The 25,509-nt window shown below is 32.9% G+C and carries 22 protein-coding genes; 9 read left to right on the top strand and 13 right to left on the bottom strand.

The window, feature by feature from the left end:
* Positions 1 to 81 precede the first annotated feature (81 nt).
* Positions 82 to 1,575 (bottom strand): helix-turn-helix domain-containing protein, encoded by a 1,494-nt coding sequence (locus tag MHI22_RS22895; protein WP_058843336.1) that lies wholly within the window; start codon positions 1,573 to 1,575, stop codon positions 82 to 84.
* Positions 1,576 to 2,013: 438 nt separating this feature from the next.
* Positions 2,014 to 2,688: a response regulator transcription factor gene (locus MHI22_RS22890; RefSeq protein ID WP_058843335.1), complete on the bottom strand. Its 675-nt coding sequence runs from the start codon at positions 2,686 to 2,688 to the stop codon at positions 2,014 to 2,016.
* Positions 2,689 to 3,079: 391 nt separating this feature from the next.
* On the opposite strand from MHI22_RS22890, the gene MHI22_RS22885 reads away from it, so the two are divergent.
* The 7 genes from MHI22_RS22885 to MHI22_RS22855 all read left to right on the top strand — a co-directional run bounded on the left by MHI22_RS22885 (position 3,080) and on the right by MHI22_RS22855 (position 10,955).
* Positions 3,080 to 4,144: a GerAB/ArcD/ProY family transporter gene (locus MHI22_RS22885; protein WP_330493508.1), complete on the top strand. Its 1,065-nt coding sequence runs from the start codon at positions 3,080 to 3,082 to the stop codon at positions 4,142 to 4,144.
* Positions 4,137 to 5,537, top strand: a complete 1,401-nt coding sequence (locus MHI22_RS22880) for a spore germination protein (RefSeq protein ID WP_089932134.1) — start codon at positions 4,137 to 4,139, stop codon at positions 5,535 to 5,537. The genes MHI22_RS22885 and MHI22_RS22880 overlap by 8 nt, the downstream gene beginning before the upstream one ends.
* 29 nt (positions 5,538 to 5,566) lie before the next feature.
* Complete coding sequence (locus MHI22_RS22875) at positions 5,567 to 6,694, top strand: Ger(x)C family spore germination protein (RefSeq protein WP_340810168.1); 1,128 nt, start codon at positions 5,567 to 5,569, stop codon at positions 6,692 to 6,694.
* Between the two features lie 377 nt (positions 6,695 to 7,071).
* The gene (locus MHI22_RS22870; protein WP_058843331.1) at positions 7,072 to 8,049 is read left to right on the top strand and encodes an ABC transporter substrate-binding protein; all 978 of its coding nucleotides are present in this window, start codon (positions 7,072 to 7,074) and stop codon (positions 8,047 to 8,049) included.
* An 87-nt stretch (positions 8,050 to 8,136) separates the two neighbouring features.
* Positions 8,137 to 9,141 carry a FecCD family ABC transporter permease gene (locus MHI22_RS22865; protein ID WP_340810167.1) on the top strand — a complete coding sequence of 335 codons (1,005 nt, stop codon included), beginning with the start codon at positions 8,137 to 8,139 and terminating at the stop codon, positions 9,139 to 9,141.
* The gene (locus MHI22_RS22860; protein ID WP_058843329.1) at positions 9,138 to 10,151 is read left to right on the top strand and encodes a FecCD family ABC transporter permease; all 1,014 of its coding nucleotides are present in this window, start codon (positions 9,138 to 9,140) and stop codon (positions 10,149 to 10,151) included. Before MHI22_RS22865 ends, MHI22_RS22860 begins: the two co-directional genes overlap by 4 nt.
* A 15-nt stretch (positions 10,152 to 10,166) precedes the next feature.
* Positions 10,167 to 10,955 (top strand): ABC transporter ATP-binding protein, encoded by a 789-nt coding sequence (locus tag MHI22_RS22855; protein ID WP_058843328.1) that lies wholly within the window; start codon positions 10,167 to 10,169, stop codon positions 10,953 to 10,955.
* Between the two features lie 48 nt (positions 10,956 to 11,003).
* On the opposite strand, the gene MHI22_RS22850 is transcribed toward MHI22_RS22855, so the two are convergent.
* The 6 genes from MHI22_RS22850 to MHI22_RS22825 all read right to left on the bottom strand — a co-directional run bounded on the left by MHI22_RS22850 (position 11,004) and on the right by MHI22_RS22825 (position 17,844).
* A complete protein-coding gene (locus MHI22_RS22850) occupies positions 11,004 to 11,978 on the bottom strand; it encodes a tripartite tricarboxylate transporter substrate binding protein (protein WP_036124911.1) in 975 nt (324 codons plus the stop codon).
* A gap of 35 nt (positions 11,979 to 12,013) precedes the next feature.
* Complete coding sequence (locus tag MHI22_RS22845) at positions 12,014 to 12,688, bottom strand: response regulator (protein WP_058843327.1); 675 nt, start codon at positions 12,686 to 12,688, stop codon at positions 12,014 to 12,016.
* Between the two features lie 13 nt (positions 12,689 to 12,701).
* On the bottom strand, positions 12,702 to 14,300 hold the full coding sequence (locus MHI22_RS22840) for an ATP-binding protein (RefSeq protein WP_036124914.1): 1,599 nt from the start codon (positions 14,298 to 14,300) through the stop codon (positions 12,702 to 12,704).
* Positions 14,301 to 14,804: 504 nt separating this feature from the next.
* Positions 14,805 to 16,481, bottom strand: coding sequence for an ABC transporter permease (locus MHI22_RS22835; protein ID WP_340812675.1), 1,677 nt, complete (start codon positions 16,479 to 16,481; stop codon positions 14,805 to 14,807).
* Positions 16,482 to 16,527: 46 nt separating this feature from the next.
* The gene (locus MHI22_RS22830) at positions 16,528 to 17,217 is read right to left on the bottom strand and encodes an ABC transporter ATP-binding protein (RefSeq protein WP_058843325.1); all 690 of its coding nucleotides are present in this window, start codon (positions 17,215 to 17,217) and stop codon (positions 16,528 to 16,530) included.
* A 15-nt stretch (positions 17,218 to 17,232) separates the two neighbouring features.
* Positions 17,233 to 17,844 (bottom strand): TetR/AcrR family transcriptional regulator, encoded by a 612-nt coding sequence (locus tag MHI22_RS22825; protein ID WP_058843324.1) that lies wholly within the window; start codon positions 17,842 to 17,844, stop codon positions 17,233 to 17,235.
* A 253-nt stretch (positions 17,845 to 18,097) separates the two neighbouring features.
* Between MHI22_RS22825 and MHI22_RS22820 the strand changes: the two genes are divergently transcribed.
* Positions 18,098 to 18,718, top strand: coding sequence for a flavin reductase family protein (locus tag MHI22_RS22820; RefSeq protein WP_089932129.1), 621 nt, complete (start codon positions 18,098 to 18,100; stop codon positions 18,716 to 18,718).
* 414 nt (positions 18,719 to 19,132) lie between these two features.
* Here MHI22_RS22820 and MHI22_RS22815 read toward each other — a convergent pair whose 3' ends face one another.
* From MHI22_RS22815 to MHI22_RS22795, 5 genes are all read right to left on the bottom strand, one after another.
* Entirely contained in the window at positions 19,133 to 20,074 is a 942-nt protein-coding gene (locus tag MHI22_RS22815) for an alpha/beta fold hydrolase (protein WP_330493504.1), read from the bottom strand.
* Between the two features lie 292 nt (positions 20,075 to 20,366).
* Positions 20,367 to 21,302 (bottom strand): EamA family transporter, encoded by a 936-nt coding sequence (locus tag MHI22_RS22810; RefSeq protein WP_271912657.1) that lies wholly within the window; start codon positions 21,300 to 21,302, stop codon positions 20,367 to 20,369.
* Between the two features lie 433 nt (positions 21,303 to 21,735).
* Positions 21,736 to 21,945: a hypothetical protein gene (locus tag MHI22_RS22805; protein WP_058843320.1), complete on the bottom strand. Its 210-nt coding sequence runs from the start codon at positions 21,943 to 21,945 to the stop codon at positions 21,736 to 21,738.
* 160 nt (positions 21,946 to 22,105) lie between these two features.
* On the bottom strand, positions 22,106 to 22,765 hold the full coding sequence (locus tag MHI22_RS22800) for an MBL fold metallo-hydrolase (RefSeq protein WP_101966356.1): 660 nt from the start codon (positions 22,763 to 22,765) through the stop codon (positions 22,106 to 22,108).
* Positions 22,766 to 22,841: 76 nt separating this feature from the next.
* On the bottom strand, positions 22,842 to 23,765 hold the full coding sequence (locus MHI22_RS22795; RefSeq protein ID WP_089932122.1) for a DMT family transporter: 924 nt from the start codon (positions 23,763 to 23,765) through the stop codon (positions 22,842 to 22,844).
* Positions 23,766 to 23,878: 113 nt separating this feature from the next.
* Between MHI22_RS22795 and MHI22_RS22790 the strand changes: the two genes are divergently transcribed.
* Positions 23,879 to 25,297, top strand: a complete 1,419-nt coding sequence (locus tag MHI22_RS22790) for an aminotransferase-like domain-containing protein (protein WP_340812674.1) — start codon at positions 23,879 to 23,881, stop codon at positions 25,295 to 25,297.
* The last annotated feature ends 212 nt before the right edge of the window (positions 25,298 to 25,509 follow it).

The raw sequence follows: 25,509 nt of genomic DNA, 5'->3' as shown, positions 1-25,509 counted from the left end.
ATTTTTAAATTCAATATTCCAAATAATCCAATAATTTTTATCCCAGTATCCTTTTCTCAAGATCAATTAAATTCCCCCACTCTATACTTGACTTAATAATGTTTTTAAAAGTAGTTGGTCTGGCTGTTGTTCTTTAGTAAAATAAATTTTTTGAAGTCTTTTACCTAGTCTGAAAAAATCCTCCCTTTCAGGTATAGAATTCCACACAAAAATATCTTCTTTATCTTTAGCAATATTTAAGTATAGGCGATCAGTGATTATCAATTCGGCTTCTTCATCTTTTGTGCAATAATCAACATGCGAAAAAACGCGTTTGACCTTATCAAATAAATAAGGAACATCATTTATCACAGAGTATATTTTTACCTTTATTGTGCTTCTTTTAAGTACGTCGATTGATTGTTTTAGTAATCGATGATATCTACCAATTAAAAGCTCCCTACGTTCAAAAATCTTATAAAATGCTTCATTCTCTAAGAGATAATCATAAAATTGATTCATAATTTCAATTTGTATAGTGGCATGACTATCAAATCTCTTTTTATAAAGATCCTCTTTAAATAGAAATGCAGGACCAGAAAAATTCAACGTATAATAATGAAGGTTAAGTAAGTTTACAAACAATACGCCATATTCCTCTATATCTAAAGTAATAGAAAAAAACTCCCTGAATTTCTCCATCCAATACAAAGTAGCTTGCACAAATAATTCTTGATTATGGTATTGAGCAAAATTCATCATTAAACTTATTGTACTTTCATTTTTCTCATAACGATGTTGAGATTCTAGAAATGAAAATGAAAACTTTATCTCTTTTTCTATTGCTTCATCATTAAGGGCTGTGAATTTTTTAAATAAAGAACTAAATGTTTGTGAAAACTTTTCATATTGATAATGATGTTCTGTGTATCTTGTATATGCTGCGTCTTCTTCTATGACAAAACCCATTTTAGCTCGTATTAAGCAAATCGCCAGCAAATATAAAACAGATATTGGAAGTTCTCGATTATACCCCTTAATTACTTCTAATATTTCTTCTCTAGATATTCCTGTGAAAGGCCAAATTTCTCCCCAACATGAATTCCAATAGAATAAATAATAGAAATAGCGAAATTGTTTTTCAGATCCTTCAAGTGTAATAAAATCCTGAGATGTATATTTTAATTGAAATTCTTTTAATAAAGGTTTAATCTTATTAATTTGGCGATATATAGAAGCTTGACTTGTAAAATTCTCTATAATAAACATATTAAAATCGACTAATTTATTGTAGAAAATATCATTAAAGATTTTATATGCTAAAGAATTTTGTAAGTAATATCTTTCTATTGCTTTAATTGAAAAATAATCTTTACAATCTAATTTAAATTGCTTATGTTTAATTTCTTTTAAAAAAGTAGCTTCATCAAATTTTTGTAAATCACCTGAGAGTTCTGTTACTATTTTTAAGATGGTTCTTTCAGATAAATCCATTTTTTTAGCCAACTCCTGACTAGAAAAGAAACGTTTTTCATTATGGATATGATCTAATAATTGCACCTTTTGTAAAGTGAAACGATCTAAAAAATTGTACATACTCTCACCTCTATTTCTTACTAATTTGTCTATCAATACGCCGAAAATACGCATATATAGAACTGGTAACTACATTATGGTTTATTGCACTTTTTTTAAAACCTATCGAGCAAAGAATCCCTATTAAATTCATTCGAAATAATCAAAAATACCTATGTTAGGTACCTCTTTATCTCTAATTAACAAATACCATAACATCTATTCACATGTCTTCAAAATCAACATTTGTTTCAAATGAAGCATAATTTGATAATTAGATATAAGAAAAAAGAAGTATTTGTAATATAAGAAATTTCGTTATGGCAATTAACGATTTTGGTGTCAAAGGCTTTATGTAGATACAAATCAGTTAAAAGAAAATGAGCTAGCTGCTTAAAAGGGAGTATTCCCCAATAAAACAAAATTATCCGAATATAAATAATATTCGGATTTCTTTTATTATAGTAATGTACGTTTTTTATTATAATTTACATATAAATTAGATATAGCTAAATTATAAGGAATCCACCTGTTTTTAACTGCTTTATCTATTGCTTGAATACGAGTCTTCACTGATAATTTATTATAAATTTTATTAATATTTATATTAATCGATTTTTCCGAGATATTGAGTGTTTGACTAATCTCTTGTATATTTTTACCTTCTGCAAGCATGAGCAAAATGACATATTCACGCTTTGTAAAAAGATGAGATATGATTTCCTTCGAATCAAAAAGTTTTAAATAACTTTTTATAAAAATGGTCATTGTCGAACTATTAAAGTAGTATTCACCTTCGGAAATTAAATCTATTGCCTTTCTTAATTCTTTTGATTTTATATTATATAAAACATAACCTGAGACGCCAGCTAACAAAGCCTCATGAATCTCGTCCTCTAAAATAATTGAAGTAAGAATAACAACATATGTATTAGGATATTCGGATCGAATCCGTTTTACATGTTTTAGGTTATTTTTACTTAGATCATTAATGACAATAATATCTGGCTTGTAATGTTTCATTAAATCATAAAGATTTTTTGATAAGTCAATGTCTGAATAAATATTGTAATCACTTTCCAGTATTTTCACTAAACCCATTTTCAAATAAAGATTGTTTTCTAAAATGATCATATTCTTCTTAAGCAAATTGAAAAAGTCCCCCTTTTCATTTAAATCATAAAAATATTCATTAAATTTTATAATCTATGTAATTTTTTTATAATTTATAAACCTTTTCTCAGTTTCGCACTGTTAAAAAAGGCTTTAATTTAGTTAAATCTTAGCAGTTATATAAAATAAATCAAAATCTACTTTTGATAGTTTTTTAACTTGCTTTGATAATTAGTAGCATCATTGTTAGATTAATTATTTATGCAATGCCTCATTTTAACTTCCATGAAGAGAGTGAAATTTTGAGCTAGAGCTATAACGGGGTTCATGTGTGTTAATAATAAAAAGAAGTCTATTTAGATTAGATGACAACAAACATGGGGAGTATTGTTAGGAGGGGGTTTAAGATAAAATGAACAAAGTTTTACAACCAATACATGTATATTGTTTGTTATTCTTATCAGTTAGTTTTTTAGCACATTTCGTTTTAATTCCCACAATTTTCACAGTGGTCGAACGTGAAGCATGGATAAGTGCATTAGCTAGTGTAATCCCAATATTCTTTTTTGCCTTGTTTATTTCTAGAATTACAACAAATAATACTTCATTTCTTGAATTAACATCTGTCCAGACTAGCAGACCACTCTATTTATTCATCATTACTTCATATATAGTTTATTTTATTTCATCCACTTTCGTCTCACTCAAGTTTACAATTATTTGGGCAGATGAAAGTTTTAACTCTGATTATCCATATTTTATAACAGTTATTTTATTTATATTATTATGCTTTTATGGTTCCTTAAAAGGGATCAAAACCATAGCTATCCAGTCCATAATTATTTGTTCACTCTACATTTTTTTGTTTGTACTCCTCAACTTAGGGAACTCAATGAACAATGAATATGAACTATTGTTACCAGTATATACAAGTAATACTCCGTCCATTTTATGGGGAATATTATACATATGTATTGGTATTTTAGAAATGGGTTTTATTTTAATTGTTTTAAATGGTTATGTAAAAGAGAGAATGAAAAGAAAAGGAATACTCGTTTTTTCTATTGTATTTGTCATATTGGTTTTTATTTCCATTGCGACTACTATATCTGAATTCGGCATTTATATAACCCAGAAAATGCTCTTTCCTCTAAACGAGCAATGGAGGGTTTTATCATTTGGTAAGTACTTTACAAGATTGGATTCTTTATCTGTTCTCCAAATATTATCAGTGGCTTTTATTCGCATATGTTTATTTATGTATATTGTATCTTCCTTTTTTAAAAACCGAAAATTAATATTATTCATTTGTTATCTATGTTTAACAATAGGATTATTAATTCCTTGGTCTGTTTCTGATTTTTTGTCATTTATAAAAAGCACTTATCTCCTTTCTATTTTTGTATTTTTATTCTTATTTATGACTGTTTTCTACGTATTAGAAAAAAAGCAAAAGGGAGTTCATAATCTTGACTGAAAATAGGGATTTTTTTTATAAAGAATTAAGTCACCAATCAGATATAACGGTAAGTAGTAAATTCTATATGTTTAATAACGAAAAACATGAAGTTATATTTATCTATTGCCATAGTTTAATTGATAGTGTACTTTTTTTGAATTCATTATTACCAAATATTAGATTTTTGGCTGAACAAGGCCATTTACACGATGTCGAAATTATAAATCGCTATTTAGAAGTACAGGAGAGAAAAGAGTTCAGAACGAAGACAGATGAAATAAATAGCAAAATTTTCTCAGGTTTTTTATATTTTTTTCATGTTCCATCAAACAGCTTATATTCAACCAATTTAGCTAAACTACCTGAACGATCCATTGAAGAATCAAATATGGAAGTCTCATTAAGAGGACCCAGAGACGGGTTTATTGAAAATATAGATACCAATTTTTCTTTAATAAGAATGAGATTAAAAAGTAAAAATTTATCAAGTGACCAGTTTACAATTGGTGATATAAGTAAAACAAAAGTTTTATTGCTCTACATTGAGAACAATATTGATCAGACCACTTTAAAGAATGTACAAAACAAACTAAATAAAATAAAAGTAGATAATATTGCAAGTAGTTATCATATTGAAGAATTACTTTATGATAAGTTGACCCTCTTCCCTCTCCTTGATTATTCAGGAAGACCCGATTTTGTAGTAAGTTCTCTCAATAAGGGCCGTTTTGTCATATTGGTAGATGGAAGTCCAAGCTGTTTAATTGGACCCGCAAATTTACTACTTATTTTGAAAGCCCCGGAAGATGATCAAACTAATTTTTTATTTGTGAGTTTTTCACGAATTTTAAGGATTACCTCTTTATTAACAAGTATATTTTTACCTGGGTTTTGGATTGCATTAACTGTCCATCAACTTAACCAGTTACCCTTTCCCTTACTAGTTTCAATATCTGCATCTAAAATTGGACTACCCGTCTCTTCTTCGTTCGAAATTCTTATTATGCTCGTTTTTTTTGACCTCTTTCGAGAAGCGGGCATACGTTTACCTAAAGCTGTAGGTCAAACAGTTGCAGTTTTAGGAGGCTTAATAGTTGGTGATGCTGCCATAAGAGCAGGATTTACATCACCATCAACATTAGTAATTGGAGCACTTACCGTTATATCTAGCTATACATTAATTAATCAAAATATACTAGGAAATGTATTTTTAATAAGAGTTGCTACATTAGTAATTGCCTCCTTTTTTGGAATGTATGGCTTTGTTTTAAGCGTCTTATTTTTCTTAACATATATCTCATCATTAGAAAGTTTCGGGCATCCTTACCTTTCTACATTTTACAAAGTAAGTATACCCAATCTTATTAAAGGTTTTTTAAAAATGCCATTTAGAATTAAAATAAAAGACTGACTGCTTTTTCAGCAGAAGGGAGATTATAATTGTCCCATTACTATACTTGCATATTCAAAATAACATTCATTTTTCCTTTATTATTTATGCTAGGCGGTTGTTTAGGCACGAAGGAAATACAAAGTGAAGTTTATATTACCGCTCTTGGTATAGATTATTCTAATGATGCGTATCATTTATATTTTCAAGCTTTCGGATTTACAAATGTTGCGGGCTCAGATCCTGGCATTTCATCTGAGCCTGCTCCAATTGTTGTTGGACATGGAGAAGGTGAAACAATACAGGGAGCAATCGATGATATAGAAAAGAATTCTGTTAACCCTTTGTATTATGGACATATACAAACTTTCTTTATTTCCAAAAATATATTGGATGGACATTTAGATGAATTTTTTGATTTTTTTAGTAGGGATTACTATTTACGTTACAATACTTTAGCCTATGGATTTGAAGATGATGATATTAAAGAGATAATGAATGTACATGGTCTCTTTTATAAACCACCTATCTTAACATTTCCTTATGATCCAAATGAACAATTATTCTTTAATTCGTTCATCTCAACCAGTACTGTACAAGACATGATTAAAAGATATTATGAACCAGTTGGATCAATAATGGTTCCTTCCATACAGATTAGTGAAGATTATTGGATGGAGGATAATACATCTAAAGATATATTAAAAATAAGTGGTGCCTATTTTCTTTCACATCAAAAATTCAATGGCTGGATAAAGGAAGAAGAACTATCAGGGTTAGATTGGTTTAATAAGGATTTTAAAAACATGAAATTATCAATAAAGGATAAGTCTGTTTCGATGTTTATTGATACTATAGATTATCATATAGAAATTGTGGATAATTCGATTCCTAAATATATACTTAATTTAGAAATAAAAGCTTCTATCAGAGAAAATCCAAAAAATATTGGAAAAGAAACAATTGAAAATGATATTAAAAATATTATTTTATCACAGTTTCAAAGTACATTTAATAAAGGGCTGGAAATAAACACTGATGTCTTCAATTTCTCAGAAAAAGCTTATCGTTTCAAGCCCCAATCATGGACTGTAGATGAATTAAACTCCATTACTGAAAATTCAATTAAAAAATTTAATATAAATGTTTTCATAAAGGATGAAGGAGCTAAAAAATAAAAAGATCACCTTCACCCTGTTGAGGACATGATATTATCCCCTTTCATTAGAACGTAAAAAAACTACAATACGTTGAAACTTAAAGGGGATTTTTGTATGTCAAAAAAATCGTATCTATTCGTATGAATTTAAAGGAAGTATGTAGGTGGTGAAAATAAAATATCTGTTTATTCCCCTCACTTTCCCGATGTTATCGAAGCGAATATTCAACTTAGTCACCCGCTATGAACAAAATGTTCAAAATGAACTTTTTACTCCTATTAATTTTATGTCACATAACTTTCTTTATATTGACCCTCCGCATTGAACATTCTATTATAATCCCTGTTAATGATTATCATTTTCATTTATATTACCAGAGAGGAATGATTAGACTAATGCAAGGATTTACTAAGTTAGGGAAATTGAGTGGTATAACGCTATTGCTCCTATTAACAGTCATGATGGTTTTAACTGGATGCAATGCTACTCAAAAAAATACAGAAACAGAGAAAAAGGAACAAACTTCTACGGAAGCAAAAGAATCTAATAGTAGAACAATTAAACACGAGATGGGAGAAACTATTATTACTAACACTCCTCAAAAGATAGTTACTCTAGAGCTATCTTTTGTTGATTCTTTAAATACTTTAGGAATCAAGCCTATAGGAATTGCGGATGATAATAAAAAGGATATGATTGCCAAGCTTGTTGGTCGTGACATAGATTATACATCTGTAGGGACTCGTGAACAGCCTAACTTAGAGGTTATTAGCTCTTTACAGCCAGATTTAATCATTGCAGATGCTGAACGACACAGTGCTATTTACAAAGATTTGCAGCAAATAGCTCCTACAATTGTCTTAAAAAGTCGTGAATCGACATACCAGGATAATTTGGACTCTTTTAAAACAATTGCAGAAACATTAGATCAAAAGGAAGCTGCTGAAAAGAGATTAAATGAACATAAACAAATTATAAACGAAATTAATTCAAAGCTAAGCCATGATTCGAATCTAACTGTTTTACCTGCGGTTGTACGAGATACATCATTTCAAGCACATACTACTTCTTCTTATGATGGAGAATTGCTTGAACAATTAGGTCTGAAGGTGGCCATTCAGAACGAACAACCTTATGTTGAAATGAGTCTGGAACAACTTGTAGAAATCAATCCAGATGTACTACTTTTAGCTAATAATGAAGGCAAACTGCTTACTGATGAATGGAAGGAAAATCCACTTTGGAAAGACTTAAAAGCAGTAAAAAATGAACAGATTTATAGTGTTGATAGAGATTTATGGACAAGATTCCGAGGCATTATTTCAGCAGAAGCAATTGCTAAAGACACATTAACAAAGCTGAATGAAAAATAAAATAAATAAAAGAGGAGTAAGTAAGCTATTCTACTTACTTTTCTTTCTAGTAAGTCTTATCTTTTGTAAGAAAGTGTGTTGTAGTTAATGGAATCTATAGTTAAAGGTAAAGTAAAAATATATAGTACAGCAATAACTGCAATCGTTTTATTAATTTTAGGAATTATCATTAGTGTCTCTGTAGGGGTAGCAGATGTCGATCTATTAATGGTTTTGAAGTCCTTCTTCGAAACCAATCCATCAAAAGATCAATTAATTATTCAGACCCTTCGATTGCCCCGAGCTATCATCGGAGCATTAGTTGGTGCTAATTTAGCCGTAGCAGGTGCTCTTATGCAGGCGATTACTCGAAATTCATTAGCTTCCCCACAAGTATTTGGTGTAAATGCAGGTGCTTCATTGTTTATTGTCACTGCTTTCGCCCTCTTTCCTTCTCTCTCTTCCCCATCGCTTGTTTTCTCTGCTTTTATTGGGGCAGCAATAGGAGGAATAACAGTCTATTCCTTTGCTTCCGGAGGGGGAATGACTCATGTAAAACTGGCGTTAGCTGGAATGGCCGTACATTTTCTTTTGTCCTCTTTAACTCAAGGAATCATTATTTTTAGTGAGCAGGCAAAGGATGTTCTGTATTGGCTAGTGGGGTCAATTAATGGAAAATCATGGACACATGTTATGATCATTCTTCCATGGTCTATTTCTGGGCTATTCATTGCCTTATTACTTTCTCGATCTATTTCTATACTTGCCCTAGGAGAAAGCACTGCCCAAGGTCTCGGACAACAAGTAAATCGCATCCGTATTCTAGCTGGCATACTGGTCATTATTTTGGCTGGCTCTTCTGTAGCTGTCGCAGGTCCAATAGGCTTTGTAGGATTAATTGTTCCTCATATTGTTAGGAGAGTGCTAGGAGGAGATTATCAAAGAATCATTCCATTCTCTGCACTTTTTGGGGCTATACTTTTAGTTTACGCAGATATTCTCGCTCGATTTATCGCTTACCCTTTTGAATCGCCAGTTGGAATTGTTACAGCTATCATTGGGGCACCATTCTTCCTTTATTTAGCAAGGAAAGGAAGGCATATTAAACAATGAATAATAGACAACAGTTTAGGCAAAAACAATATTTTCATCCTAAGCTTATTCTCCCTGTGCTTTTAATCATCATCTTCATTTTATCAATAGTAAGTCTAGGTTTAGGAGCTATTTACATTACACCATCAGAAATCATTCACAATTTAATTGGGGAAGGAACACAAAGTCAAAGATTTATACTAAACAATTATCGTATTCCCCGTATTATAATCGCTATCATCGTAGGAGCTGGACTAGCAACAGCTGGAGCAATTTTGCAAGGAATTCTCCGTAATCCATTAGCCTCTCCAGATGTAATCGGCGTTACGAAAGGGGCTGGTTTAGCAGCCGTTATCATCATTGTTCTATTCCCAACGTCACCTATTATTTTTCTTCCCCTTTCAGCTTTTATTGGAGCAGCTATCATTGCTGCCATTCTAATGCTGTTTGTTTATAAAAAAGGTGCTCAGCCAAATACATTGGCTTTAGTGGGAATAGCTTTAGGAGCAATATGTCAAGCAGGGATAGAATATTTAATGATTAAGTTTCCAGATGATGTAAGCATGACTCTTTTATGGTTGACTGGAAGTCTTTGGGCAAGAGGATGGGACCAAGTGTATCTTTTGCTGCCATGCCTCATTCTTATCCCAATACTATTTGGATTAACTGCTAAATTAGATATTTTGAGCCTTGGTGATGATATAGCTACAGGTCTTGGAGAACGCTCAAAATTTTTGCGATATATTTTACTAAGCGTTTCCGTTATTTTAATTGGCGTATGTGTTGCCACAGTAGGTTCTATCGGATTTATTGGTTTAATCGCTCCTCATATTGCCAGAAGAATTGTAGGATCTAAATTTAACGTTTTACTTCCTGCTTCTGCGCTCTTCGGTGCTATCCTTCTCTTAGTCGCTGATAGCCTAGGTAGAGGTCTATTTCCTCCAATAGAAATACCTGCTGGTATCATTACAGCAGTGATTGGTGCACCATATTTTTTATATTTATTACGTGCTGAACGAAAAAAAGCATAAGAAAGGTGAACATTTATGACAACATTATCAGCCGAGCATCTTTCACTGTCCTATGGATCAACTCAAATCCTTGATGATATAAATTTAGTCATTCCTGAAGGTAAGATTAGTGTTATTATTGGGTCGAATGGTTGCGGCAAATCAACTATTTTGCGCTCCTTAGCTAGATTATTAACACCTCAAGAAGGAATAGTCTATTTAGATGGAAAAGCCATTCATCAGCAATCTTCTAAAGAAATTGCAAAGAAATTGGCTATTTTACCTCAAGGTCCAGAAGCTCCGGAAGATATAACTGTTAAAGATCTTTGTTATTATGGTAGACATCCACATAAAGGTTTATTGTCTAGACAAACGCTGGAAGATGATGCGATTGTAAACCGTGCGTTAATGGCCACCAAAATGACCGATTTTGTAGATCGTACATTGGATGAGCTATCTGGAGGGCAAAGGCAAAGGGCTTGGATTTCAATGGCTTTAGCACAAGACACAGATCTTTTATTATTAGATGAACCAACAACCTATTTAGATTTGGCTCATCAAATTGAAATACTAGAATTGTTACGCAATTTAAACGTAACTCATGGTCGAACAATTGTTATGGTTTTACATGATTTAAATCAGGCAGCACAATATGCTGACCACCTTATTAGCATTGTTAAAGGAAAAATTTTTCAAGAGGGGCCGCCTGAAAAAGTATTTACCAAAAGCATGATTAGAGAAGCATTTGGACTTGATTGCTATATTATTGAAAATCCTGTTGATCAAACACCACTGTGTATTCCTATCGGCTTATCATTAAGCTAGTACTAAGTACAAGGGACCGCTACTTTTAAGATGTAGCGGCCCCTTTATTTACGAATCCATATGAATACCCATTAATTGTTCATACATCCTACTTTGATTTTCTAGAAAAATAATCGTTTCTCTTCTATTTTTATAAAAATCATTCCACATATACATTTGAAGCGTTTTCTTCCATTTCTCAGTCTTCACCATTTTTTCGATTGTTGCATCCCAAAATTCAATTTCAGCATTTGACATGTTCGGAGGCCCCATCACTCCACGCCAATGTTCAAAAACTAAATCAATTCCTTGCTCAGCCCATGTCGGAACCTCTGGTAACTCCTTTAATCTTTTTTCAGAAGAAATCACTAGTAATTTTATTTGATTTGATTCAGCATATTTTTTCGCCTCTGATAAAGACATCGTGGCAACATCGATTTGTTTTTTTAATAATGCCTCCACCACTTGTTCACTATTTTCATAAACATAAAAGTCGAGCTGTTCCGTTTTCAGCCCAACCTGTTGACTAGCTAATACAAAGGAAAGTTGATCATCATTTCCAAGCCTTGGGGAAACACCGATTTTATAAGCATGCGGATCTTTCTTGAGATCGTCCATTAACTGTTTAGCACTGGATATTTTCGAACCTTTTGAAACAATGGTAACTTCCCATTCAGTCGCTAAGGTGGCAATTGGTGTAAAGTCTTTATACGTTAATTTACTTTGACCCAATAAATAATTAGTGATAAGTAGACTTGAATTAATGGCTATTACTGAATCTGTTTGATCCTTTGTATATTTCCAGCCTAATTCCCCGCCAACACCGACTTTATTAATAACAGAAATATTCTGATTCATCAAATTTTCACTTATCAATATATCTTGCATAGCCCTAGCTGTTACATCCCATCCCCCACCAATTGAGCTAGGTGCAATAATCGTTACCTCTTTTGTGATTGGTTCCTCGATTTTAAATTCATTTGTAGAGCAAGTAAAGAGAATTATCATGAACAGTAGGAATAACATGAGTTGTTTCTTCTTCATTCGTTAGACCTTTATCATAAATTTACAGTGTTTTGTCATATTAGGTAATACTTCCTTTCAGGTCTTCCGACAATTCCATAATCATGTTTAGCTGTACAGACGTTGATTGAAACCAAATACTCTAGGTATCTTCTTGCCGTTGTTCTAGATGCCCCCATCTTTTCCCCCATTTCCTCAATTGAAACGCCACCTTTAAGCTCAAACATTATTTCTTTGACTTTTTGCAAGGTTAAACGATCCACCCCTGAAGGAAGGTCCTTTTGATTCATCACAGTTTGGACAGAAGTGCCAAAGAAACTATCAATAATTGACTGATCGATTTCATCCCTACTATTAAAGAGCTCTTTTTTCCTTTTATATTCCTCGATGATTTCAATAAACTTTTCCATTGTTACCGGCTTTAAAAGATAGTGGAAAACGCCAAAACGCATAGCCTTTTCTAGCATAGCTTTTTCAGTTGCTGCCGTAACCATAATAATATCTACATTTGGATAGTCTCCCCTTATTTTCTGAAGTAAATCAGTTCCAAGCTCATCGGGCATATAAATATCTAATAGAAGTAAATCAACTTCTTCTTGCTCAAGCAGGTTCAATGTTTCTTTAGCATTTAACGCCTTCCCAACCAAGCTTACATCAGATACTCTCTTCAAAAATCCCTCTTGTATTTGTGCAATTCGAAAGTCATCCTCTGCAATCACAACTTTTATCACTTTACTTCTCTCCTCATATGAAAGCCCTTTTTGGCAGGTATACTGTAAAAATGGCTCCTCCACTCTTATCATTATGCACTTCAATTGTGCCCCTTAATGACTCCACAATTCGTTTAACATTGAATAAGCCATACCCCCTATTCTCCCCTTTAGAAGAATAGCCCAAAGTGAATATGGTATCTATTTGTTCCTCAGACAGCCCTTTTCCGTTGTCTGTTACTTCTATTATGATGTCATTACCAAAGCCAGTAATTGAAAACAATACCTTCTTACTTTGTTGATTAGCGACCGCATCAAAGGCATTATCAATGAGATTTCCGATAATTGTAATAATATCTGTTACCTCAATATTGCTTGGCAAAGGATCGACATGACTATCAGGATCAATTTCTAATGTTATTTTCTTTTCAGAAGCTTTCCCTAGTTTCCCTAACAAAATTGCTTGCACATTAGCATCATGAATTTGATTAAATAATATTTGATTTCTATGTTGATAGGTGATTGACTCCTTTTGAATAAAATCAAAAGCATCCTTATATCGTTCTAATTGGAGCAAACCAGATATTAAATATAATTTATTGGTGTATTCGTGGGTTTGCGCTCGTAAGCCTTCTGAATAAGCCCTAACCTCTGATATAGTATTGATTAAATTCTTTAATTCAGTCTTATCACGGAAACTAGATACAGCCCCCATAATTTGATTGTTTTTTATAATAGGAATAACGTTAAAGATAAAAACGATATCATTCAAGAGAATCTCAACATTGTGCATCATTTTTCCTGTTTGCAAAACCTCTTCAATTTTTGAATTCTTTAGAACGTCATTGATATGCTGACCAATTAATCTTTCTTCATTAAGATTCATCATTTTCTTAGCCGAATGATTGATTAATGTTAACAATCCATTTTGATCAATCGCAAGAATTCCTTCTTTAATAGACAAAAGAATTGCGCTTCTTTCTAGGTATAGCGATGAAATCTCGTGTGGTTCTAAACCTAAGGTATCCTTTCTAATACTTTTTGTTAGAAAAATACCACCTATGATACCGAGCATTAGTATCACAATAGAGGCAATGACAATGGTCTTAATTCTACTAATAATATTTCGATAAATGTCTGTTTCCAAAAACTCTACCGAAACGACTCCAATTATGCGCTGGAAATCACCATAGTCGGCCATTATTGGCACTTTCCCAATAATAACGGAGCCACTGCTTCGCTCAACTTCAAAAATATTTGAGCCTCCAAATAGCAGTGCTAGATCATTGGTATCATCTAAACCACTTTCCTCAATATCATTTTCTACATGAGAATAAATGATCTTATCACGATTTTCAATGATAATATTTGCTGCGTTTACCTGATCTATCACTTGCTCAGCGATAGGACGAAATTGAGTTTCTAAGTCCTCTTGTTCAATTGCATCTCTTAATTCAGGCATAAGTGAAATCGATTTTGCCGCTTGTAATGCTAATTGTTCTACTTGATTTCTAGTATCTACTGCTTGTAAATAAGCAAAGACACTTGCAAGCAGCGTAATAATGAGAAGTATAAGGGAACTAATTAACCCTAGTATTTTCGTTTTTAATGTAATCCTTTTATTTTTAAACATCGTATTTAACCCTTCTAAATTAGAGAGACAGAATTATATTGAATGAAGAAAATAGTAGATAACTCTCGTAATGAAATTTAGCTTATGAATATCCCATCTTATTGTACTTTACAACCACTATTTTATACATCTTTTCAAGCACCCCTTAGGATATGGTGAATGCTCACATTTAAACAAAGATGATACAGTTAGTTCGCTCATTTCTGTCATCCATTCTTTCGAAATTGCTTACTGTATAAGCATTAAATAATCCCCACCGTTCATAATCAAATGGTGATTGAATTCTCTTTAGATTTCTACCAGTAGAAGAAGTTATTCACATAGTAATATGATTTACCCTGCTCATAAAATTAATGTTGTATTCCTTAGTTTCCCTCGTACGAAAGATAAAACAAACAGCATCTTCAACTACCATGCACTGTTCCTTGAAGTGCATTTCTTTACATTCAAAACATCTTCGTTTGCTATCTCCTTAATAGTCACATCATTTTACTTATGTTGGTGTTAAAGGATGTATTTTTTAGTCTGTTCTGCATTTTGAATTTTTTCAATTTTATTATTAAATCTACAGTGGATAAGATGATAAAGTAGATTTAGCAACAACCATATACCGCCAATTATAAACAAATTCGTTTGAAACGGTATATAATCACCCGTTTTTATCGAGAGGCTTTTTTGTATGAACTGACAAACTATAACACTTAATGAAACCATAATGATAAATGCCACATTTAAAAGAGGTTTATAAATACTGATTAACATTTTGTTAATGGATTTTGCAGAATACCCTAACATATTTAAAATAAGAATATTTCTTGTGCAATCTTGAAAATTTAGCAGTATGACAAGATAAAGAAGCAAACAGCCAATCATACATCCTAATAGTTGATTTATCACTGCACTTATTTTATTTGAAACATTATTTTTTTGTAAATAAGCTAAACGTTCCTTTTCTGTTATTATTGATTTATTCTCATACTGTTTAGGAACAGTGTTTGAAAGTATTCCGTTATAGCTTGACTCTTTTATGGATAACATACTTGCTAATTGCGGTTCTGAAAGATAAATAGTCTTATTCTCTGCATTTCCCACAATAGCAGCAACTTTTAGTTTATAGATTTTATGTTTAATATTTACTTCAATATAATCATTTTGTCGTATTCCATAGAGTTCAGATAAAGCTTCATTTATATACACCTCTTTTTCTTTAGGTAAGAAAAGCTCCTTGTGATCTAATGTATAAAATTGAAACAAATTTGGTTTTTTATGAAATCCTATTGCTTGTTGATTAATTTCATTTCCTTTCCATGAAATCTTCACATTACTTCTTAAATAGAAAGTACTATCTTCTTCTAGTGGATGATACGGCTGATAATTTTCAAACTGAATATCATATTTATAGGACCTACCAAGTGTCTGGGTTTCATAAATATATTGACTGCTGAAATGAAGTGACATGCTCATAATCCATAAAACTGTAAAACAGCCTACTGACAGGAATAGTAAAGACACTGCTAATGGCTTACGTAAAGCTATGCGAAATGAGCGCCGATATTTGATTGGAACTGCATTGGATAGTTTATTGCTAATGAAAACTATCCATTTATTTTGGTGTTCTTCAGGGAAATTACATAATAATGAGGAAATATCAAATTTTAAAAACTTATAGTATGGCACTATTGCCATGATTCCCGATAATACAACAATAAATAGGAAACCTATTGCTAAATTTGAAGGGAAAATTCCCTTTTGAAGTGATTCAATATCAAAAGATGAACGATATAATTGTAATAATACATCTGAGCAAACCCATCCCAATATGAAGCCTACTATAAAGGCAATAAAAGAAAGACTACTATTAATGAAAAACATAACTGCGATTATTTGTTTATTTGAACATCCGAAAGCCTTATAGCAACCAATTTCTTTCAGATGATTACGGTAATATTTTAAAAAAAACATATAAAATGCAAAGGCTGCAATTACAGAAAAAATGATTAAAAAAGTAGCTGCTAAAATTTGATTAGAATGCAATGCAATCAATAGCTCTTTTTGCGAGCTATTAATTAATATCCCATTTGCTTTATTGTAAGCCAAATGTTTTAGATTCCCATCTATAGATACTTGAACAAAAAAGTACATAAATGAGCCTAAACAGCTCAGAAAAAATAACACAGACATAGTCGCTTTTTCACATAGTAAACTCTTGAAAATTTGTTTAAACACCCTACTCATTATAGAATCTCCGTGGAGAAGTATTTAAATAATCGTCCTCAATAAGACCGTCCTTCATGACAATAATACGGTCTGCCACTGTGGAAATTTTGAGGTTATGTGTAGAAAAAATAATGAGTGTACCATAGGTTTTATTTAATTCCTTTAAATAGTCCACAACTTGTTTGCTGTTATGCTCATCCAATGCTCCTGTTGCTTCATCACAAAACAAAATTTCAGGATTTTTAATCATTGCACGTGCGATAGAAACTCGTTGTTGCTGACCACCAGATAATTCATTGGGAAATCGATCTGCTAATGTTTCGATCCCTAGCCTTGCTATAAGTTCACGGAATTCTAAATCTTGAGCATTCCCTGTTTTCCCTAATTCAATATTCTCCCGTACCGTTAATTCCGACAATAGTAAATAGTCTTGGAAAATATTACTGAAATTATAGCGTCTGAATTGAATCATCTCTTTTTGTTCCGCATGAGAAATATCTAAATCTTTATAATAAACATTTCCTCTTGTTGGCTTCATTAGTCCTGACATGATATTGATGAGTGTTGATTTCCCACAACCACTTTGTCCGAGTATCACATTAAACGTATGGGCAAAAAATGAAAGGTTAATTTCTTGTAAAACTGTATCAAAATCATTAAATTTTTTGCTTATATTTTGTAATTTTAAAACAGCTTCCATTTACCAATCTCCTTTTTAGTTAGTAAAAAAGCCAATATTATCAGTTGTTCCTAAACCTTTATTGATCAATTCTTCATAGGCTGTTATTTTATATGGAATGGTTTCTGGATCCCAATGAAATAAATCTTTATCTAAATAAAAATTTGATAGTGTCAATAACATTTCAGCTATTTCTAAGGGATAATTTGTGTAAAAAATTTTTTCCTCCACTCCCTGTTCAATGATTTCTGCAAAATACGGAGCAAGATATTTAGTTAGACCTATCATCAGTTTTTGATGGAATACAGCATTTTCAGGTTGATTCATCATTCGATCTTGCTCTTTATTTTGATGAAAAAGAGAAATACTATTTTGAACTGCCATTTTAAGTCTTACATCTGCGGATAATGTCTTATTATCCATCGTCTTTATTTCCACTACCGCATTTTCAACAAACAATTTAACAGCTTCATCTACACATTCTTCTTTTGACTGAAAATAATGATAAAAGGCTCCTCTTGATATGCCCAATTCCTTTATGATTATCGGAAGTGTCATTTTTTCATAACCATATTGCAGAAGAACCTCCCAAATTCGAATTAAAATGTCGTTTTTTTTATGTTCATAGTTTTTATTTGTCCTTGCCATCATAAACCTCCTATAAATAAACCGACCAACGGTTTATTTATATATTTCCATATTTTTCTTATGAAGTCAAGGAAATTGGCATAAAAAATGTAGAAATATCAAGGAGACGAAATGAAGAACTTTAAACTTTACCTTTCCTCCATATTCTTTTGTTGAAGTAATTATTTTGTAATCAACACTTCGATGCTTATCGAAATCTTTATATTTTACAATGAGTTATGACAGCGAAAATATTTAGTAGGAGGAACTTAAAATGACAATAATAAAGCAAATACCAAATACAAAAATGATAAATCCTAAAATTTTATATTATGGATTTCCTGTAATTTTACTGAGTACATTAAATGAGGATGGAACAGTGAATATTAGCCCTTTGTCATCTTCTTGGGCATTAGGAGACTGTATTGTCTTAGGTATTGGCCTTGGTGGAAAAGCAATAGAAAATTTAGAACGACATCCTGAATGTGTCATTAATATTCCTGACCCCTCTCTATGGGAAAATGTGGAGCAGTTAGCTCCTTACACAGGAAAAAAAACAGTTCCAGATTTTAAGAAACAAATTGGTTTTACATATAGAAAAGAGAAATTTGATATTTGTGGATTCACACCTATTAATTCTACAACGGTCATTCCTACTCGGATTATGGAGTGTCCCATTCAAATCGAGGCAAAGGTAAAACATATTCGTATCCCAGATTATTCTCCTACTTTTGCAATTGTTGAGACACAAACGATACATGTACATGCTCATGAGGAAATTATTATTGAAGAAAATCATATTGATCCAAATAAATGGAGCCCACTTATTTATAATTTTCGGCATTATTTTGGTCTGGGAAGCAAGCTAGGTAACAACTTCCGTTCAGAGATCTAAACATAATCAAGTTGTACTAGATACAGTATAAAAGTAAACCCATACTCTATTAAGTAAGTAGTTGGTTAGCGCTATTTATGTCATTACAGAGCTGTTCCCCATGATTTTTGCCATGAGCCTCCTGATGATGGTTTCAGCGTTATCGTTACACCTTTCAGAACCTTTTTGAACACTTCTAATACTGCATAAAAAAGGCCAGGTACTCATATGAGCGCCTGGTTATTCGTTTCAAGAACTTTATTTAATTGGCTTCAAAATAGATACTGGCTGTTCATACGCACAAAATAATTAACTACAACAAATATATTACACTTGGTCGGAGGCACTTAGTTGGCTCATCCTTATTTCCCCAATCGAGATAGGTGCTTACTGACCATCAATATAAGATAAAATAAAGGATCTTTCTCAGTACCTTCACTGTACTTCCTTCATAAATTCTCTGAAGCCTTCAACGATTTCTTTTGCTTTGGTACGATATAAATAATGATCCCCTTCAAATGTCATCACTTTCCCATTTATAGAATCTTCTATTTGTTTTTTATGCTCTGGTATCCATCTGTCAGTTACTGGATGATTTTCTTGTATAAAGAAAATCACAGGGAGATTTTTTGGGAAGGATCTATTTTCAGCTGCTTTAAAATTTTCATACATCATTTCAGCTTCATTTAACTGGCTTGGGTTGTACATGTTTTTGTGTTTAAGAATTCTCAATTGTTCTTTTGTTTTATCATCATATGGTAGTACGGCGTATGGGTCATCCCCTAGCTTTACTTGCAATCTCGCTAAACCCGATTTTTTAAGTAGTTTTATAGTTCTTATTATAGAAGAATCAATCTTTTTCTCGCTTATCGTTGGAACACTGCTATCAAGCCCGACAAATGCACTCACCTCTTCTGGATATTTGTTCACATAATCCAATCCGTAAAGGCCTGAAATGGAGTGACCCATCAAAATATAACGTTCAATATGAAGACGCTGTAAAGCTTCATGTATTTCACTAACAATATTCTCTGTGCTACGTTCTTTTTCAGTTAGATCACTTAACCCATAACCAAAAGGCTCGATGACAACCACTTTGTAAAATGGAGATAATTCATCTACTAGAAATTTAAAATCAAGTGCTGGTGCCGCTGTTCCATAACCAGGTAAAAGCACAACGGTTTCTTCGCCTTCTCCTTGAATGAAGACATTCATCGTTTTCCCGTCCACTGCTACAGACTGCCCATAAGTTTCTATTTTTCCTTGCTCTATTTTAGAGCAGACAATATTCACTAGGAAAACAATCGCTAAAAAAAGTATGATGGCTACAGCAAAAACTGCTATTAATTTACTTAAAATGAGGATCATTTTTTTCATTATGTTTGCACGATAGTATAGAACGGTAAGCGATCACCGTTTTCTCCATTGCTCTCGTGCCACACCTCCCTTTCGTTATCTCTAAGTGGATTCCGGCTACTTTCATAAACCGTTAAGGATAGCTTATACAACGAAGGTGTACTGCTTATGACAACAATATGAACGGAGTATGAACAAAAAAATTTACAGCGTTGCATAAAAGGTGTAATTGAATCTACTAAGGAGGACGTTAAATTCGTATCAGAAAACCGAATTGTTATCACATTGCTTGATTGTCATGAAAAAAGGATCTTCAAATCGAAGACCCTTTCGCTACTTCTTTGCTGGATTTTTTGTACTTAGTTTTGACGCTACTTAACAATCCATCTTTATCTAGCAATGTTGGTAAGCTTATACCGACAACGATCGTGACGATACCTGCTATTTGCAAAATGGTAACCGTTTCGCTTAATAGGATAACAGATACCATCACGGCGATTGGCAATTCAACAGCACTCAATATAGAGGACATACCTAATCCAACTTTAGGAACTGCAATAGTGAATAAGAAAACGGGGATAATCATGCCAAATAACCCTAATGCCAATCCATAAATCCAAAGCCCCTCATTAAACAAAGTACCATTCCAAATAATTTCTGGAGACTGAAAAGCCGCCGTAATCATAAAAGCAAAAAAAGAAACCAATACTAAACGGTTAGAGGTTGTCATACTTGCAGTTGCCTTACCGTTCACATATAAAAATAAAGAGTAACAAAGAGCAGCTGCTAATCCCCATAACCATCCCTGCAAAGGTATTTGGGATAAATCAACATCAATTATTCCAGCAGCTGGTATGGTTCCAGCTACCAATATAATTAAAGAGATTAATTCAATTCTGCTTGGAAATTGCCGTTTTGTAATACAAGAGATCAACATACCGATCCATGTAAATTGAAACAGTAGTACTACTGCCAAGGAAGCTGGCAAAAAGTTCAAAGAATGACCATATAAAATATTTGTTAACCCAGTTAAGATACCTGCAAATAAAAGGATTTTAACACCTTTAAAGCTAAATTTTGACCTGTTTGTAACTAAGCAGATACATACTGCTATACAGAAGCCAACAAAAAATTGACTTGTCACTGCCTCGGATACCGAAAAGCCACTACGCATTGCCAGTTTTATGATAGTTGAAACGATTCCAAAACTACTAGCTGCAATAATGACTAATAGGGGATAAAGATACATTTTGCTAATTCACTTCCCTCTTAAAACTTGTATATAAATTAAATTTCGATTATGATTTTGAGATTTTGAAAAAAAATCATAATCTCCAATATAAATCACTGATTGTTATTTTACAATCTTTTTTTCGGCAATAATGGTTTACAAACCGAGTTTTTCAGTGAAAAAAGAAAAATTTTGGAAATATTAAAAAAGCCAAACCCAGATGTATCAAGGGTTTGGCTTCTATCCATGATATTTCATTAATACAGAAGGTTAAATTGGTGATGTTTTATTCTGTATTTGCTTAAGTATGTTACTTTACCATCTTTTTCAGTAGTAATCCTAGGCAAAAAAATCACCTTACCTATAAGAGTAAAGTGATTTTAATCAACATTTTCTTCTATCAGTCACATAGAAAAAGTCTATTTCTCTTTAGTAAAAATTGGCAATACATTTAGCGTGACTCTTTTGGCGGTTGGCATACATCACATTTTCGTTGATGTTTATTTTTAAATTTCGTAAATGTTTTTTCAAAGTTACTTCCACATGCACATTTAAATAATAACTTTTGAGAAAAACCATGATATTCAGTCGTTAGCAACTTACTTTCCGAATTATTCTCAACAAACTTTTGAATTTCACTAATCGTCCAACGCTTATTCATTCTCTTACACCTCCATATTTTTCATTTTGCGGAGGCTTTTCTTGGCATCCGTTATAAAAAGGTCTTAATCATCTTAAGCTCTTCATTATAACATGAGCTGGCTAACAATAAAACAGACTTCCATTTACACTTAGCAATAGTTCCTCAAAAAAAGAGATCATTATTTGTAAAATTTTTGAATCTGCTCTTTAATATTTACGTTACATAATCCTCCGTGGTAACAAACTACAGATTCAATGTCTAAGTCTAAATATTTCTTCAAAGATTGACGAGCGACCTTTATATCCAAAGTAGTTGGAACATGAATTCCTCCCAGTGTACCGTTTACACTATACATCGAATCTCCAGCAACAAGTGTTTTATTTTGCTTTAAATATAAGCTGATATGGCCAGGCGTGTGCCCTGGAGTATGGATCACTCGAATTCCGCCACAATACGGTAGTTCTTGACCGTCTTTCAAGGCCACATCCACTTTCCCCTTGGGTGGATTCGCTATGTGCGCGTCTTTCAAAAGTGGTAAATCCCCCTGGATATAAGGCTTATCTAGTTCGTGCGCATAGACTTTTATATTACTTCCACAATTTCGCACTATTTCCGGGAGGCTGCCTATATGATCTATATCCTGATGTGTCAAAATCACAACCTTTAGGTTATCGAACGACATGCCTACCTTATCCATTGCTACGCGCAAATCTTCCATTTGACCTGGGAATCCAGTGTCTATTAAAACAGCCATTTCCTGATCCCATAAAAGTGTTGGATGAATGATGTTCCCATTAAATTCAAGAGCCAGAATCTCTACTCCCTTAGAAATTTTCATAGCTTCATTCTCCTTTTAAATTTGATTTAATCAATGTAGAATAATAGAATTTCTTACCTCTCTTATTCAAGCTATATTAATTTTTCACATCCTGAAGCATAGTCCTATTGCGCCAAAGCAACTCCCTCAATGTTTCGAAATTGACTAGAACCGTTCCAGCAATAATCGTCAGAGTACCTATGCCTGTTAGCCAAGAAATATATTCATGATAGAGGGTCACACCTAATGTAACGGCAATGACTGGTGAGATATACAGCCATGTAGAAGGAAAAACAGGATTCGTTCGGGAAACAAGCCAATAATAAATGCTATGGCCGATCATTGAACCAAAAATAATTAAATAAAGAAGAGAGCCAATTGAAGCTGGGCTTAAAAGATAATGAAGCTGAATGTTCTCAGTAAAAAGTGACAAAACGATTAATAAAATCCCACCATGCATCATTTGCGCTGCATTTAAAGCAATTGGAGATGTCGTTTCAAATTTTCGGATGACATGCTTCGTATAAATGGTTCCAGATGCATAAAAAACTTCCCCTAGTATTATGGCAAAACAACCAACCATCCAGAAGGGACTAATCTCAATTGAAAGGCTAGGTAAGATCAAGAACGTAACACCAATGACTCCGACAACACAACCAATAAATGATTTTCGATTTCCTTTTTGCTTCAATAGGAATGTCTGTATAATAATGATCATCATTGGACCTGTAGCAGATAAGACAGCTGCAATCCCTGATGTCACATACTGTTCTGCCCAATATAATGTGGCAAACGTCCCAAAGGTTAAGCCCACTCCTGTAAAAAACATCTCTTTACGAAATAACACCCGTATTGTCGTTCTTTCTCTCCAAACCATAAAACTAAATAGCAATAAACCGGCAATAAAAAAACGGAGGCCAGCTGATAAAAACGGAGGCATTCCTGCATCAACACCAATTTTAATCGCTAAAAAAGTCGTTCCAAAAATCAAACACATGAAAAAATAATTAATAAGTACCATATAAACCTCCTCCTCTTTTTCTATCATAAAAGAAAGACAATAGAACAGATTAAAAGGGATAGAACAGATTAGATAGGTTCGTGGTACAATCGTTTTGAATAGGAGGAATCAATATGGGCAAAGCAAATCAAAATGAAGATTATCTTTTTAACAAAGTTTACGATTATGTACTGCACCGTATAGAACGTAAAGAATGGAAAGAACATGACAAGATTCCCTCCGTCCGACAATTAGCATCTGAAATGAATGTTCATCGATTAACGGTATTAAAAGCTTATCAATTACTAAAACAGCATGACAAAGTTTATGTAAAAGATAAAGCAGGCTATTATGTCCAATCAACTGTAACGAAAAATCTTGAATATCTAAATCAGGACAATCCCATTGTTTCTGCATACGTAAAAAAAAATCATTTATCCGAAATCCATCAACCCTCTGTTTCCTATCATTTTTCTCAGGCGTTGATTGATCCAAATCTTTTGCCTAATCATTATTTTTCAGATTATGTGAAGGAAGTGTTTGACCTTTATCCTAAAGTACTTGCCACCTACTCAACTGTACAAGGTGATCTAGAGCTGCGTGAAACACTCACTCACTATTTTATCAACCAGTATAAAACTCATTTGAGTGCAGATGATCTGTTAATCACTTCTGGCTCACAGCAAGCGATTCACTTAATCGCTCAAGCTTTTATTAAACCAAGAGACGTCGTTTTATTTGAACGTCCAAGCTACAGTGCTGCGATTGATATTTTTAGAGCACAAGGAGCACAGATTGTAACGGTTGATATCCATCCAGAGGGCTACGATTTAGAACAGGTTGAATACTATATTAAACAATACAAGCCGCGCCTATTTTATCTCAACCCCACATTCCATAACCCGACTGGTTATACTGTTTCTGTCGAGCAGCGCAAAAAATTAGTCGAACTAGCTGAACAATATCGATTTCTATTAATTGAAGACGATGCCTATCACGACATCTATTTTGATCAAGCCCCACCACCACCCATTTACACGTACGATAGTGCTGGAACAGTCATTTATATCCGAAGCTTTTGCAAATATATCTCTCCTGGCTTGAGAATTGCGACTGTGATTTGTCAATCATCATTAATGAACTCACTCCTAATAGAAAAATCATTGGCTGATAATGGCTCACCACTTCTCAATCAAAAAATTTTTCTCCATTACTTTTCATCCCTAAGATTGCAACAGCATTTGGAGAAAATTAGGATCGCCCTACAGATTCGAAAGGAAATCATGGAAGAAGAGCTAGCTGTAACAGGTTGGCGATGGACTAGCCCAAAAGGGGGTCTGAATTTATGGGTGCAGCTCCCAGATAATGTTCCAACTGAATTATTACTATCTAAAAGTATTGAACAATCTATATCCTTTGTACCGGGTCAAATTTGTGATCCATTAAAACAACTATCATCCTGGATACGTTTAAGCTATTCTTATGCAAATGAAAAACAGCTAAGGGAAGGAGTAAAAAGGTTGGTTGCAGTGGCACAATCTCTTTCTACGTGAGGGGTACTTTTTTGAAACCAGCTACTCACTTTCAAATGGGCCTAGGCTTTTAAATTTTCTTTAAAAGCCTTTTATTAGCATTTAAATACAATTGTTGCAACTGACCAATTTAATTTCAACCATAAGTCAGGTTTTACGCAGCTTTATTTATGCCTTAGCTATTATCAACCATTTAAATTATTTCGTTCATTGTTCGTCAATAACAGTGGGCA

It is taken from the genome of Lysinibacillus sp. FSL L8-0312 (assembly GCF_038003285.1).
Classification (GTDB): domain Bacteria; phylum Bacillota; class Bacilli; order Bacillales_A; family Planococcaceae; genus Lysinibacillus; species Lysinibacillus fusiformis_D.
This window is presented reverse-complemented; position numbering and strand designations above follow the sequence as displayed.

Coding starts and splice junctions, on each gene's coding strand:
- MHI22_RS22895 (WP_058843336.1), bottom strand. CDS start 1,575: ATGTACAATTTTTTAGATCGTTTCACTTTACAAAAGGTGCAATTATTA.
- MHI22_RS22890 (WP_058843335.1), bottom strand. CDS start 2,688: ATGATCATTTTAGAAAACAATCTTTATTTGAAAATGGGTTTAGTGAAA.
- MHI22_RS22885 (WP_330493508.1), top strand. CDS start 3,080: ATGAACAAAGTTTTACAACCAATACATGTATATTGTTTGTTATTCTTA.
- MHI22_RS22870 (WP_058843331.1), top strand. CDS start 7,072: ATGCAAGGATTTACTAAGTTAGGGAAATTGAGTGGTATAACGCTATTG.
- MHI22_RS22865 (WP_340810167.1), top strand. CDS start 8,137: ATGGAATCTATAGTTAAAGGTAAAGTAAAAATATATAGTACAGCAATA.
- MHI22_RS22860 (WP_058843329.1), top strand. CDS start 9,138: ATGAATAATAGACAACAGTTTAGGCAAAAACAATATTTTCATCCTAAG.
- MHI22_RS22855 (WP_058843328.1), top strand. CDS start 10,167: ATGACAACATTATCAGCCGAGCATCTTTCACTGTCCTATGGATCAACT.
- MHI22_RS22850 (WP_036124911.1), bottom strand. CDS start 11,978: ATGAAGAAGAAACAACTCATGTTATTCCTACTGTTCATGATAATTCTC.
- MHI22_RS22840 (WP_036124914.1), bottom strand. CDS start 14,300: ATGTTTAAAAATAAAAGGATTACATTAAAAACGAAAATACTAGGGTTA.
- MHI22_RS22835 (WP_340812675.1), bottom strand. CDS start 16,481: ATGTCTGTGTTATTTTTTCTGAGCTGTTTAGGCTCATTTATGTACTTT.
- MHI22_RS22830 (WP_058843325.1), bottom strand. CDS start 17,217: ATGGAAGCTGTTTTAAAATTACAAAATATAAGCAAAAAATTTAATGAT.
- MHI22_RS22825 (WP_058843324.1), bottom strand. CDS start 17,844: ATGGCAAGGACAAATAAAAACTATGAACATAAAAAAAACGACATTTTA.
- MHI22_RS22820 (WP_089932129.1), top strand. CDS start 18,098: ATGACAATAATAAAGCAAATACCAAATACAAAAATGATAAATCCTAAA.
- MHI22_RS22815 (WP_330493504.1), bottom strand. CDS start 20,074: ATGAAAAAAATGATCCTCATTTTAAGTAAATTAATAGCAGTTTTTGCT.
- MHI22_RS22810 (WP_271912657.1), bottom strand. CDS start 21,302: ATGTATCTTTATCCCCTATTAGTCATTATTGCAGCTAGTAGTTTTGGA.
- MHI22_RS22805 (WP_058843320.1), bottom strand. CDS start 21,945: ATGAATAAGCGTTGGACGATTAGTGAAATTCAAAAGTTTGTTGAGAAT.
- MHI22_RS22800 (WP_101966356.1), bottom strand. CDS start 22,765: ATGAAAATTTCTAAGGGAGTAGAGATTCTGGCTCTTGAATTTAATGGG.
- MHI22_RS22795 (WP_089932122.1), bottom strand. CDS start 23,765: ATGGTACTTATTAATTATTTTTTCATGTGTTTGATTTTTGGAACGACT.
- MHI22_RS22790 (WP_340812674.1), top strand. CDS start 23,879: ATGGGCAAAGCAAATCAAAATGAAGATTATCTTTTTAACAAAGTTTAC.